An 11917-nucleotide genomic window follows, 5' to 3' on the forward strand; every position below is an offset into this window, starting at 1 on the left:
TAAAGGATCAAGACTCGAGAAGCGAGTCTTCGAATCGTTCCAGCTCTTCGAGGAGCTTGTCGACAAACTTGAGTTTGCGAACGCAATCAGCGGCAACGAGATCTCTGCCGGCGGCAAGAGACTCGGCCAGCTGCTGCATCAACATCTGGTGATCATGCCTGATCTCGCTGCGGAAATCCTTGATGGCGCGCTCAGGGTCGGCGTCATCTTTCAGATCGGCCAGACGCTCGCGCCACTCCAGCTGCTGCATCAGAAACGCGGTATCTTGCAGAGTCTGCTGTTCACCACGGATATCAGTGCCACGCAGGGAGAGCAGATACTCGGCACGGCGCAGCGGCGCCTTGAGGGTGGTGAATGCTTCGTTGATCTGGGCGGCACGTTGCACCGCAGCCAGCTGCTCCCGTTCGGGGGCGGTGGCAAAACGATCAGGATGGAATTGGGTTTGCAGCTGGCGGTAGGTATCAGCCAACTGACGGGTATCGAGCTCGAAGCCTTCAACCAGCCCAAACAGCTCGAAATGATTCATGCAAACCTCTTGGAAACGTTCGCCACTACCTCACTCGCCCCTGGCAAATGAGATGTGGTTGAACGGGTCATGGACAACCCGCTCAACCACAGACGAAGGATCATTGACGTCAAACATCTCAGACACTGAAGCTTTCGCCGCAACCACACTCGCCTTTGGCGTTGGGATTGTTGAACTGGAAGCCCTCGTTGAGGCCCTCCTTGACGAAATCCAGCTCGGTGCCATCCAGATGGATCAGACTCTTGGCATCGACAATAATCTTGACGCCCTGCTGCTCGAACACCTGATCCTCATCGGTCAGTTCATCAACGAACTCAAGCACGTAGGCCAGACCGGAGCAGCCGGTGGTTTTGACGCCGAGGCGCAGGCCAATGCCCTTGCCCCGGTTAGCCAGAAAAGAGGAAACCCGTGCCGCGGCGGCATCTGTCATGGTAATAGCCATACTGCTCTCCGGCGCTTAGAGACCTTTCTTCTGCTTGTAATCGGCGATGGCGGCCTTGATGGCGTCCTCAGCCAGAATGGAGCAGTGGATCTTCACCGGTGGCAGGGCCAACTCTTCAGCGATATCGGTGTTCTTGATGCCAGCCGCTTCGTCCAGGGTCTTGCCCTTGACCCATTCGGTCACCAGGGAGCTGGAGGCGATGGCAGAACCGCAGCCGTAGGTCTTGAACTTGGCATCTTCGATGATGCCTTCGTCGCTGATCTTCAATTGCAGCTTCATCACGTCGCCACAGGCGGGCGCACCGACCATGCCGGTTGCAACGCTGGGATCATTCTTGTCGAAACCACCGACGTTGCGAGGATTCTCGTAGTGGTCGATTACTTTTTCACTGTAAGCCATATCTCACTCCTGCTAATTCTGTTGCTCACTGACCAGATAGATCAGTGATGAGCCCATTCGACCGTGTTCAGATCGACGCCGTCTTTGTACATCTCCCACAGAGGGGACATCTCACGCAGACGACCGATGGAGTCACGAATAAGCTTGACCGCGTAGTCAATCTCTTCCTCGGTGGTGAAGCGACCCATGCTGAAACGGATGGAGCTGTGTGCCAGCTCGTCGTTCAGACCCAGTGCGCGCAGCACATAGGAAGGTTCCAGGCTGGCGGAGGTACAGGCCGAACCGGAAGAGACCGCCAAATCTTTCAGCGCCATGATGAGGGATTCCCCTTCCACATAGGCAAAGCTGACGTTGAGGTTGCCCGGAACACGTTGCTCCAGATCGCCATTGATGTAGACGGCTTCAATATCCTTGATGCCATTCCACAGACGCTGGCGCAGAGCCAAGATGCGCTCGCCTTCACTCACCATCTCTTCTTTGGCGATGCGGAAAGCTTCGCCCATCCCGACGATCTGGTGGGTCGGCAGAGTACCGGAACGCATGCCGCGCTCGTGGCCGCCACCGTGCATCTGGGCTTCCAGACGAACGCGGGGTTTGCGGCGAACAAACAGTGCACCGATCCCTTTCGGACCATACACCTTGTGTGCTGAGACGGAGAGCAGATCCACTTTCAGTGCTTCCACATCTACCGGGATCTTGCCCACACTCTGAACGGCGTCCACGTGCAGCAGAATCTTGCGGGAACGGCACAACTCGCCGATGGCGGCAATGTTCTGAACCACGCCGATTTCGTTGTTCACATGCATGATGCTGACCAGGATGGTGTCATCACGCATGGCATTCTCGATCATCTCGATAGTGAACAGGCCGTTGGGCATCGGCTCAAGATAGGTCACCTCGAACCCTTCACGCTCCAGCTGGCGACAGGTATCGAGCACCGCCTTGTGTTCGGTCTTGGAGGTGATGATGTGCTTGCCCTTGCTGGCATAGAAGTGGGCAACACCCTTGATGGCCAGGTTATTGGATTCGGTCGCACCGGAAGTGAAGACGATCTCGCGGGGATCGGCACCGATCAGATCTGCCACTTGATTACGGGCCAGATCCACCGCCTCTTCGGCTTGCCAGCCAAAGCGGTGAGAACGGGAAGCCGGATTGCCGAACAGGCCATCCATGGTGAGACACTGCATCATTTTTTCTGCGACACGCGGGTCCACCGGACAGGTTGCCGAATAATCAAGGTAAATAGGCAGTTTCATGTTTTTCTCCGTCACAGTCCGGGTCATACAGAGTCCCGCTGTGGAAAGCACGTTTATAGTTGGACTTTCAAGCTCACATCGCCGTGTTCTGCCCGATCAACCAGGGACAACACGGTCTTCATTTGTTCATCTTGCTTGCCGGCAATGCGGCGCACATCGGCCTGGCGTACCAGCTCGGCCAGGGTAATATCCCCGAGGAAGCTGGAGATCCGCTCGCTCAGATCGCGCCACAGGGAATGCGTCAGACACTGGGTACCACCGTGGCAGCCGCCCTTGCCGAGACACTTGGTGGCATCGACCGACTCATCGACCGCGGTGATCACCTGACCAACCGAAATCTCGCCTGGGGCCAAACCGAGGCGATAACCACCGCCCGGACCACGCACGCTGCTCACCAGACCATGTTTGCGCAGGCGGGCAAAGAGCTGCTCGAGATAGGACAACGAGATGCCCTGGCGCTCGGAAATATCGGCAAGGGGGACGGGCCCCTGCTCTGCATGCAGCGCCACGTCGAGCATGGCGGTTACAGCGTAACGTCCTTTTGAAGTCAGTCTCATGTGCCTTACCGTCTTGCGAAGCAATTTAATGGGGCACATGGTCACATACCCGACCAAATCAGTCAAGTATATGGTTGAGTAAATCAGTCGGATTAATCCGGTACGCGCGCTTTCTGCACCGAGGTCAGAATACCGCGCAGAATGTTGAGCTCAGCTGCTTCCGGCCGAGCCCGATTGAACAGGCGACGCAGCTTGCTCATCACATGACCCGGATGGTCATCGGCAATAAAACCGGTCTTCATCAGGGTTTGTTCCAGGTGCTGATAAAACCCTTCCAGCTGGGCGGCACTCGGGTAGGCCATCTCATCTTCAGGCTCGGCGGCCTGCCCTGCAGCCAGCGCATCCGCACTTCGTAACAGAGGGTCTGCACCGCCATGGCCAGATTGAGAGAGCTGTAATCAGGATTGGCCGGAATGGCCACGTGGTAGTGGCACTTTTGCAATTCGTCATTGGTGAGGCCGGTGCGTTCACGACCAAACACCAGCGCGACCGGGTGCACCATCCCCTCAACCACCGCCTTCTCGCCGGCTTCACGAGGGTCAAGCATCGGCCAGCTCAGGGTGCGGGAGCGGGCGCTGGTGCCAATCACCAGACCACAATCGGCGATCGCGTCGTCCAGAGTCGGGACGATACGGGCATTGGCAAGCACATCGCTGGCACCAGCCGCTAGGGCGAAGGCATTGTCATCCGGCAAGGCTTGCGGATCAACCAATACCAGCTGGGTCAACCCCATGGTCTTCATGGCACGTGCCGCAGACCCCATGTTGCCGGTATGAGAGGTGTTTACCAAAACGATACGAATCTGATCCAACATGCCCAGTCAATCTTCAGTCAAAAATGGCGCGCAATTGTAACATAAGAGAACACAATGTTGGCACCGTAAAAGCCGAGCCATTTCAGAACAAAACCACCCGTTTGTATAACAAACCAGCATGAGGGAAGCGAGAGGGGGGGACTAAACTTGATGGATATCCGATAAACGGCACAGGAGACACAACGCCATGCTTCCTCCCTTTATCTATGAGAGATTGCCCAGCCTCTACCTGCTGGCAGCCATTGCCATTATTACGTTGAGTGAACAGCCCCTGCTCTGGTTTGCTGGCGCCTTACTGTTTATCGCCGGAGCGGTGACCTGGATGATGCGCTCCAGCTACCGGCGTACCGATCTGATTATCTTTCCGAGCAAACGCTGGCTACAGCCGGAATGGCTGTATGAAGCGCAGCCCTTCATCTGGCTGGCTGCGGGGCTGGCCATGTCACAGCTGCCCGCCCCTGCGGCACTCATCGCCTTGGTGCCCTGTCTGTGGGCCTGTCGTTGCCTCTGGGCACGGCACCATTATCGTCGCCATGCCCATGGGGTGATTGTCCACTTAAGACGAGATCCCGCCCGGCGCCGTCTGCACCGGAGCCTGCGCTGACTCGGTGCAGGCGCGTTCGATAAACGTCGCCAGATCCATCAGGGGATACTTCATCAGGCTTGGCAAGCCATCGAGATCCAGACTGTCCATCAGGTTTTTCACCTCAAGGCCCAGTTCGGTATCCCCTTCTATCTTCAGCTTGCGCTGGAAAAAGAGCGAGTCCGGATCCTCTTTGCGACCGGCAATCAGGATCAGGTCGTTGGCGGTACCGCTGAAGCAGACATCGGCCTTGTTACACTCGCGAGCTACCACCAGCTGGCCATTCTGCTCACTGATAAACCAGCACAGCTCCAGATCAGAGACTTCGACTTTCAGCCACTTGTCTGCCAGAAACTCGAAATCGCCATCTTCGATAGCCTCTTTGAAAACCCGGGCCAGTAAACTCTCCATCAGCTGCTTTTGCAGATTGAAGGGAACCAGCTTGAGGGGATGGCGCAAGAAGCGCGGAGCCTGTTCGACCAGGCGGCGTTGCAGTTGTTGAAACACGATAGACTCCCTTTTTTGCGCATTCAAACACAGGGAGAGTGGCAAGATCCTGTTGGAAATCAAACTTGTGCAGGGTTACCTCAAGAAGGGTAAAGCCACACAAAGCTGCCTCAGGTCAAAAAGTGGGAGTGCATGGCTGCATACAATCAGGGCTCGTTTGCCCTTCATATGCACTCTCGGAGCGTACCAATGGAATTACTCTGTCCGGCAGGCAGTTTGCCGGCACTGAAAACCGCCGTGGATAACGGGGCCGATGCCGTTTATATCGGTTTCAAGGATGACACCAATGCCCGCCACTTTGCCGGTCTCAACTTTACCGACAGCAAACTGGAGAAGGCGGTAGATTATGTGCATCAACATGGTCGCAAGCTGCATATTGCCATCAATACCTTTGCCCATCCTGGGGCCGATGCGCGTTGGAAACAGGCGGTTGATCGCGGGGTGGCCCTCGGCGCCGATGCGTTAATCATCGCCGATCTCGCCGTGCTGGAATATGCCAGCCGCCACTACCCCGAGATGGAACTCCATGTCTCGGTGCAGGCCAGCGCCACCAATGCCGCCGCCATTCGCTTCTATCAGCAGCAATTCAATGTCACACGGGTGGTGCTGCCCCGGGTGCTCTCCATGCATCAGGTCAAGCAGCTGGCCCGCGAGACCAATGTTGGCCTTGAGGTATTCGCCTTTGGCAGCCTCTGCATCATGGCCGAGGGGCGCTGCTATCTCTCCTCCTACATGACTGGCGAGAGTCCCAACACCGTCGGCGCCTGCTCACCGGCCAAGTTCGTCCGTTGGGAAGAGACCCCGAATGGTCTCGAGTCGCGGCTCAACGAGGTGCTGATCGACCGCTACGGCCCGGGCGAAAATGCCGGTTACCCGACCCTGTGCAAGGGGCGTTTCGACGTGGATGGGCAGACCTACCACGCGCTGGAAGAGCCCACCAGTCTCAATACCCTGGGTCTCCTGCCCGAGCTGTTCAAGACCGGGATCCAGTCGGTCAAGATTGAAGGGCGCCAACGCAGCCCCGCCTATGTGGAGCAAGTGACCCGAGTGTGGCGTGCAGCCATCGATACCTATCAGGCCAATCCCGAGGCCTATCAGGTCAAAGCTGAGTGGGATGCCCAGCTCGCCCGCGTCTCCGAAGGTAGCCAGACTACCCTCGGCGCCTACCATCGTCAGTGGCAATAAGGAGTCCACCCATGCAATTTTCTCTCGGGCCTCTGCTCTTCTACTGGCCCAAAGCCGATACCGAAGCCTTTTACCATGCCGCCGCCGACAGTCAGGCCGACATCATCTATCTGGGGGAGACCGTCTGCAGCAAGCGGCGCGAACTCAAAGTCGATGACTGGATTGCACTGGCCCATCAGGTGGCCAGCTCCGGCAAGCAGGTGGTGCTCTCGACCCTCGCCCTTATCTCCGCCCCTTCCGAGCTCAAGGAAGTGAAGCGGCTGGTCGACAATGGCGATCTGATGGTCGAAGCCAACGATCTCGGTACGGTACAACTCGCCTGGGAGGCAGGGATTCCCTTCGTCTGTGGTCCCGCCATCAACGCCTATAACGCCGATGTACTGCGCATGCTGCTCAAACAGGGGATGAAACGCTGGGTCATGCCGGTTGAACTGTCCCGTGACTGGCTGATCCAGCTCAATCAGGATCTGGGCTCCCTGCGCGACCAATTTGAGGTGGAGGTGTTTGCCTACGGCCATCTGCCGCTCGCCTACTCGGCGCGCTGCTTCACCGCCCGCTCCCTCGACAAACCGAAAGACAACTGCGAGCTCGCCTGCATCAACTACCCCACCGGACGACTGGCCAACAGCCGCGAGGGGCAACGGGTGTTCAATCTCAACGGGATCCAGACCCAGTCCGGTTACTGCTACAACCTGGGTAACGAGCTGGCTGGTATGGAAGGTCTGGTAGATGTGGTCAGGCTTTCGCCGCAAGGGATGGAGACGCTGGAGATGCTGGCCCGCTTCAAAGCCAACCGGCAGGGCCAGGCTCCCCTCTCCTTGCAGCAAGGAAGCGATTGCAACGGCTACTGGCGCCAGATCCCCGGCATGAGCCTGGTTGAGTAAACCCGCCATTCGCCCAACAAAAAGGCCTCATCGCGAGGCCTTTTTTACCACTATCTGGCAGTGGTTCAGGAGGGCTGATCACCCTTGTTACGAGCGCTCTGGGCACCTGGCGGCAAGGGTTTGCGCGCCATCAACTCCAGTTCCAGCAGCGCATAGCGGTGCTCGATAAAGTCGTAGACGTTGTTGGATAAGGCCAGCTTGAAGTAGCTGATGGCTTCCTTGCGGTTGCCTTTGCCCAGCTCGAACTTGCCCAGATAGAAGTAGGTTTCACACAGGCGCTCGGCAAGCTCCCGGTTATCCTTCACCCCTTTCACCACGTTGCCCATCAGCTGGGAAGCGTTGATCTCGCCGGTATAAAGGCGAACCAGATCCCAGTTCCAGGCATCGTCATCGTACTTGTTGAGACGCTCGCGCATCCGGCTCATGGCGGCCGACGGGTCAAGTTTCTGCTCGGCCAGATAGAGCCAGATCACCCGATAGGGGTCTTCCGGCTGCGCCTCGTAGAAACGCTTCATATCGGCCGCGGCCAGTTCGGGACGGTTGCCGTAATAGAGGGCGATGCCACGGTTGAGATAGGCATAGTCATAGTCCGGCGCCAGTTCGAGGGCGGAATCGAACGCATCATAGGCTTCGTCGTAATTCTGCTGCTGTACCAGATAGACGCCGATGAAGTTGTAGGCTTCGGCGAAATCCGGTTTCTCCCGCAGGGCACGGTTGAAATCGAGCCGCGCGAGGGAACGCAGACCAACCCGATCAAACACCACAGCACGCTCATAGAACAACTCTGCCCGTTGCTCGGTGGTCAGTTCCATTTCACTGAGCATCTGCCCGAGTCGGGCGAGCGCCAGCTCACTCTGGTAGGAGACCTGCAGGGGGGTCGCCAACACCAGTGAAGCAGGCTGCGGCTTGGGAACCTTGGGGGTGTTAACCTGACTGCTACTGCTGCAACCCCACATGGGAAGCAACAACAGGATACCGAGGAGGTATCCAATCCCTTTCCTGACGTTCAATGAACACTCCGACGCTTACGCTTGACCCCGCATATGGTAAAGGTCAACTGCCGCTTTGTCATGTAGCTGTGCCCCTCTACCTCAAATAAATCAGGATTCGACAGGGTATCCGGCATCGCACCAACCGCGAAACCCGCCGTCGACGCTGATCACCTTGCGATAACCCATCTGTTGCAGGTTGTCCGCCGCCAGAATGGAGCGAAAACCACCACCACAATAGAGGTAGAGCTCGGTCTCGAGATCCGGGAACTGGGTCTCGATATCCCGCTCAATCACGCCACGACCCAGATATCGGGCACCGGGCAGATGGCCTTTGGCCCACTCGCTCTCTTCCCGCACGTCGATCAGGTGAAACGTGCGCCCTTCGTCCTGCCAGCGCTTGATCTGGTGAACATCGGTTTCGGTGATGCGGGAGCGGATCCCGTCAACCAGCGCCAAAAAACGGGGATTGTGATGCATGACAAACTCCTGTTGTTTAAATCATGTGCGTCAGCAAACGACACGCAGAGATAAGAAAAGAGCGCCATGAGGCGCTCTTCACTGTTACGGCAGGATTTCCTGTTGGTCCGCACCCTCTTTCTCTACCTGGGTGGGCAGCATGTGCTCGCGCTTGACGCCGAGGAACATGGCAAACGCACTCGCCACATAGATGGAAGAGTAGGTACCGAACGCCACACCGATCACCATGGCCACGGCAAAACCGTGGATCAGCGCACCGCCCTTGAGCAGCAGCGCCAGCACCACGATAAAGGTAAGGCCGGAGGTGATGATGGTACGACTCAGGGTCTCGGTCATGGAGAGATCCAGAATGTACTCGGTATCCCCTTTACGCACCTTGCGGAAGTTCTCCCGCAAGCGGTCGAACACCACGATAGTATCGTTAAGGGAGTAACCCACCAGGGTCATCAGTGCCGCCAGTACGGTCAGGTCGAACTCGTACTGGAAGTAGGCAAAGACACCCAGCGTGATCACCACGTCGTGCACCAGGGAGAGAATCCCCCCCAGCGCCAGACGCCATTCGAAACGCACTGCCACGTAGGCCAGGATACAGAGGATGGAGGCCAGCATGGCCAGCGCACCGTCTGTCGCCAGTTCATCACCCACGGAAGGGCCGACGAACTCGACGCGTTTGAGCACTGCGCCCTCGTCGAGCTGCTTGGCCGCCGCCAGCACTTCGTTACCCTGTTGTTCTACCTTGACCCCCTCTTTCGGGGTCAGGCGGAACAGCACGTCACGGCTGGAGCCAAAGTGTTGCAGGGTTGCCCCTTCAATCTTCTGCTCTTCCAGAGCGTCGTGGATCTTGTCCAGGCTCACCGACTGCTGGAACCCCACCTCGATGGTGGTACCACCGGTAAAGTCCAGACCCCAGTTCAGACCCCGATCAAACAGGAAGAACAGGGCTACCACCATCAGCACGGAAGAGAAAACCACACCCGGCTTGGCATAGCGCATAAACGGGATCGGTTTTTCAAAATGTAGAATCTGAAACATTTCTCTATCCTCAGATGGGCAGCTTGTCGATACGCCGTCCACCCCAAGCCAGGTTGATAATGGCACGGGAAACTGTGATGGCAGTAAACATGGAGGCGGTCAGACCAATGCCCAGCGTCAGGGCAAAGCCCTTGATAGCGCCAGTACCGATACCGAAAAGGATCACACAGGTGATCAGCGAGGTCACGTTGGAGTCGGCGATGGTGGAGAATGCTCGATCAAAGCCCAGATGGATGGCTTGCTGAACACCACGACCGTTGCGGATCTCTTCACGAATACGCTCGTAGATCAGTACGTTGGCATCCACCGCCATACCCAGCGTCAGGACGATACCGGCGATACCCGGCAGTGTCATGGTGGCCCCCGGGATCATCGACATGATGCCGACAATCAACACCAGGTTCATACAGAGCGCCAGGTTGGCAACCCAGCCGAACGCGCGGTAGTAGATCCCCATGAACAACACGATCACCAGCATGGCCCAGCCGATGGCTTCCATACCGCTGTCGATGTTCTGTTGACCCAGGCTCGGGCCAATGGTGCGCTCTTCCACGATCTGGATCGGGGCGATCAGGGCACCGGCACGCAGCAGTAGCGCCAGGTTGTGGGCTTCGTTGGCGTTGTCGATACCTGTGATACGGAACTGGCTGCCAAGACGCGACTGGATGGTGGCGACGTTGATCACCTCCTCCTGCTTGCGGAACTTGCGCTTGCCATCCGGACCCGGTTGACCGACCGGCTTGTACTCGATGAAGACGGTCGCCATCCCTTTACCGACGTTATCCTTGGTAAAGTTGGCCATCTTGTTGCCACCCTGGCCATCCAGCTTGATGTTGACCTGGGGACGGCTGTACTCGTCGAAACCGGACTGGGCACCCACGATGTGGTCACCGGTCAGGATCACCCGCTTTTGCAGCACCACGGGACGACCGTTGCGATCGTTGTAGACCTTGGAGCTGGGCGGGACACGGCCATCGGCCGCAGCCTGGATGTCGGCAGTCTCATCGACCATGTGGAATTCCAGGGTCGCGGTTGCCCCCAGGATCTCCTTGGCGCGAGCGGTATCCTGAATACCGGGCAGTTCAACGACAATGCGCTCGGCGCCTTGCTGTTGTACCAGCGGCTCGGCTACACCCAGTTCGTTGACCCGGTTACGGATGATGGTGATGTTCTGCTCGAGGGCGTACTTCTTCACTTCCTTGATCTTGGCTTCGCTCAGACCAGCCAGCAGGATGAACTCATCCCCTTTCTGCTCGGTAGTGAAAGTCAAATCAGGGTTCTGACGACGCAGATGAGAAACGGCGCGTTCCTGATCGGCTTCGTCACGGAAGATCACCTGCACCTGATCTCCGACCCGGCGTACGCCGGAGTAACGGATCTTCTGGGTGCGCAGCTCGGAGCGGAAATCCTGCACCATCTGCTCTTGCTGCTTGGTCAGTGCTTCGGCCATGTCCACTTCCATCAGGAAGTGCACACCACCGCGCAGATCAAGACCCAGCTTCAGAGGCGCCGCACCGATGGCTTCGAGCCAGGCGGGAGTGGAAGGTGCCAGGTTGAGTGCGGTAATGAAGTTGTCGCCCAGCTTGTTGGCAACGATATCACGCGCCTTCAGCTGGTCTTCGGTGTTCTTGAAACGGATCAGGATAAAACCGTGCTCGAATGCAGCATGTTTGACCGGGATCTTGGCCGCTTCAAGGGTCTCTTTCACCAGATCAAGAGTATCTAGCTTGACTTCGGCACCACGGCTGGCAGAAACCTGCAAAGCCGGATCTTCGCCGTAAAGATTGGGGGCTGCATATAGAAAACCGATGGCGATCACCAGGATCACCATCAGGTATTTCCACAGCGGATAGCGATTCAACACGCTGTGCTCCTTGGGAGATTAAAGGGACTGGATAGAACCCTTGGGCAGAACGGCAGAGACGAAGTCCTTTTTGATGGTGACTTGAGTCTGGTCGTTCAGGGCGATCACCAGGTAATCGCTGTCTGCAGCCACTTTGGCAATTTTGCCAACCAGGCCACCGGAAGTGAGCACTTCATCACCCTTGGACAAGGAGCTCATCAGATTGCGGTGATCCTTGGCACGCTTGGCCTGGGGACGATAGATCATGAAGTAGAAAATCAGGCCGAATACGGCCAGCATGATGATCATTTCCATACCACCACCCTGTGCACCCGGTGCTGCGCCTTCTGCATACGCCTTGGAGATAATGCTCATTTAACAACCTCTTATTGATGTAGATTTAAAAAAACAAAATTATAT

Annotated in this window: 14 protein-coding genes and 1 pseudogene; 3 read left to right on the forward strand and 12 right to left on the reverse strand. The window is 57.2% G+C overall.

The window, feature by feature from the left end:
* Positions 1–7 precede the first annotated feature (7 nt).
* From hscB to trmJ, 6 genes and pseudogenes are all read right to left on the reverse strand, one after another.
* Positions 8–526: a co-chaperone HscB gene (gene hscB / locus ACTG2O_RS17140; RefSeq protein WP_047434369.1), complete on the reverse strand. Its 519-nt coding sequence runs from the start codon at positions 524–526 to the stop codon at positions 8–10.
* Positions 527–644: 118 nt separating this feature from the next.
* Entirely contained in the window at positions 645–968 is a 324-nt protein-coding gene (gene iscA / locus ACTG2O_RS17145) for an iron-sulfur cluster assembly protein IscA (protein WP_005333812.1), read from the reverse strand.
* Between the two features lie 15 nt (positions 969–983).
* Complete coding sequence (iscU, locus tag ACTG2O_RS17150) at positions 984–1367, reverse strand: Fe-S cluster assembly scaffold IscU (RefSeq protein ID WP_005333813.1); 384 nt, start codon at positions 1365–1367, stop codon at positions 984–986.
* A gap of 41 nt (positions 1368–1408) precedes the next feature.
* Positions 1409–2623, reverse strand: a complete 1215-nt coding sequence (locus tag ACTG2O_RS17155) for an IscS subfamily cysteine desulfurase (RefSeq protein WP_013723838.1) — start codon at positions 2621–2623, stop codon at positions 1409–1411.
* A gap of 53 nt (positions 2624–2676) precedes the next feature.
* Complete coding sequence (iscR, locus tag ACTG2O_RS17160; protein WP_026035025.1) at positions 2677–3180, reverse strand: Fe-S cluster assembly transcriptional regulator IscR; 504 nt, start codon at positions 3178–3180, stop codon at positions 2677–2679.
* Between the two features lie 92 nt (positions 3181–3272).
* Positions 3273–3994 (reverse strand): annotated as a pseudogene (trmJ, locus tag ACTG2O_RS17165) (tRNA (cytosine(32)/uridine(32)-2'-O)-methyltransferase TrmJ).
* 187 nt (positions 3995–4181) lie between these two features.
* Here trmJ and ACTG2O_RS17170 point away from each other — a divergent pair.
* Positions 4182–4598 carry a hypothetical protein gene (locus ACTG2O_RS17170; RefSeq protein WP_005351023.1) on the forward strand — a complete coding sequence of 139 codons (417 nt, stop codon included), beginning with the start codon at positions 4182–4184 and terminating at the stop codon, positions 4596–4598.
* Here the strand turns inward: ACTG2O_RS17170 and ubiT are convergent.
* A complete protein-coding gene (gene ubiT / locus ACTG2O_RS17175) occupies positions 4551–5084 on the reverse strand; it encodes a ubiquinone anaerobic biosynthesis accessory factor UbiT (RefSeq protein ID WP_439976383.1) in 534 nt (177 codons plus the stop codon). The genes ACTG2O_RS17170 and ubiT overlap by 48 nt on opposite strands.
* Positions 5085–5273: 189 nt before the next feature.
* Between ubiT and ubiU the strand changes: the two genes are divergently transcribed.
* Both ubiU and ACTG2O_RS17185 read left to right on the forward strand, forming a co-directional pair.
* Positions 5274–6269, forward strand: a complete 996-nt coding sequence (gene ubiU, locus ACTG2O_RS17180; protein WP_019446084.1) for a ubiquinone anaerobic biosynthesis protein UbiU — start codon at positions 5274–5276, stop codon at positions 6267–6269.
* Between the two features lie 11 nt (positions 6270–6280).
* Complete coding sequence (locus ACTG2O_RS17185; protein ID WP_019446085.1) at positions 6281–7153, forward strand: U32 family peptidase; 873 nt, start codon at positions 6281–6283, stop codon at positions 7151–7153.
* A gap of 65 nt (positions 7154–7218) precedes the next feature.
* Here the strand turns inward: ACTG2O_RS17185 and nlpI are convergent, their stop codons facing one another.
* From nlpI to yajC, 5 genes are all read right to left on the reverse strand, one after another.
* The gene (gene nlpI, locus ACTG2O_RS17190) at positions 7219–8163 is read right to left on the reverse strand and encodes a lipoprotein NlpI (RefSeq protein ID WP_005351017.1); all 945 of its coding nucleotides are present in this window, start codon (positions 8161–8163) and stop codon (positions 7219–7221) included.
* 90 nt (positions 8164–8253) lie between these two features.
* The gene (locus ACTG2O_RS17195) at positions 8254–8622 is read right to left on the reverse strand and encodes a rhodanese-like domain-containing protein (protein ID WP_019446086.1); all 369 of its coding nucleotides are present in this window, start codon (positions 8620–8622) and stop codon (positions 8254–8256) included.
* Between the two features lie 84 nt (positions 8623–8706).
* Positions 8707–9654 carry a protein translocase subunit SecF gene (gene secF / locus ACTG2O_RS17200; RefSeq protein ID WP_005337322.1) on the reverse strand — a complete coding sequence of 316 codons (948 nt, stop codon included), beginning with the start codon at positions 9652–9654 and terminating at the stop codon, positions 8707–8709.
* A 10-nt stretch (positions 9655–9664) separates the two neighbouring features.
* Entirely contained in the window at positions 9665–11518 is a 1854-nt protein-coding gene (gene secD / locus ACTG2O_RS17205) for a protein translocase subunit SecD (RefSeq protein WP_005337324.1), read from the reverse strand.
* An 18-nt stretch (positions 11519–11536) separates the two neighbouring features.
* Complete coding sequence (gene yajC, locus ACTG2O_RS17210; protein WP_005337327.1) at positions 11537–11872, reverse strand: preprotein translocase subunit YajC; 336 nt, start codon at positions 11870–11872, stop codon at positions 11537–11539.
* Positions 11873–11917 lie beyond the last annotated feature (45 nt).

This window comes from Aeromonas sp. 61P, assembly GCF_051919545.1.
In the GTDB taxonomy this organism is placed as follows: domain Bacteria; phylum Pseudomonadota; class Gammaproteobacteria; order Enterobacterales; family Aeromonadaceae; genus Aeromonas; species Aeromonas veronii.

Coding starts and splice junctions, on each gene's coding strand:
- hscB (WP_047434369.1), bottom strand. CDS start 526: ATGAATCATTTCGAGCTGTTTGGGCTGGTTGAAGGCTTCGAGCTCGAT.
- iscA (WP_005333812.1), bottom strand. CDS start 968: ATGGCTATTACCATGACAGATGCCGCCGCGGCACGGGTTTCCTCTTTT.
- iscU (WP_005333813.1), bottom strand. CDS start 1,367: ATGGCTTACAGTGAAAAAGTAATCGACCACTACGAGAATCCTCGCAAC.
- ACTG2O_RS17155 (WP_013723838.1), bottom strand. CDS start 2,623: ATGAAACTGCCTATTTACCTTGATTATTCGGCAACCTGTCCGGTGGAC.
- iscR (WP_026035025.1), bottom strand. CDS start 3,180: ATGAGACTGACTTCAAAAGGACGTTACGCTGTAACCGCCATGCTCGAC.
- ACTG2O_RS17170 (WP_005351023.1), top strand. CDS start 4,182: ATGCTTCCTCCCTTTATCTATGAGAGATTGCCCAGCCTCTACCTGCTG.
- ubiU (WP_019446084.1), top strand. CDS start 5,274: ATGGAATTACTCTGTCCGGCAGGCAGTTTGCCGGCACTGAAAACCGCC.
- ACTG2O_RS17185 (WP_019446085.1), top strand. CDS start 6,281: ATGCAATTTTCTCTCGGGCCTCTGCTCTTCTACTGGCCCAAAGCCGAT.
- ACTG2O_RS17195 (WP_019446086.1), bottom strand. CDS start 8,622: ATGCATCACAATCCCCGTTTTTTGGCGCTGGTTGACGGGATCCGCTCC.
- secF (WP_005337322.1), bottom strand. CDS start 9,654: ATGTTTCAGATTCTACATTTTGAAAAACCGATCCCGTTTATGCGCTAT.
- yajC (WP_005337327.1), bottom strand. CDS start 11,872: ATGAGCATTATCTCCAAGGCGTATGCAGAAGGCGCAGCACCGGGTGCA.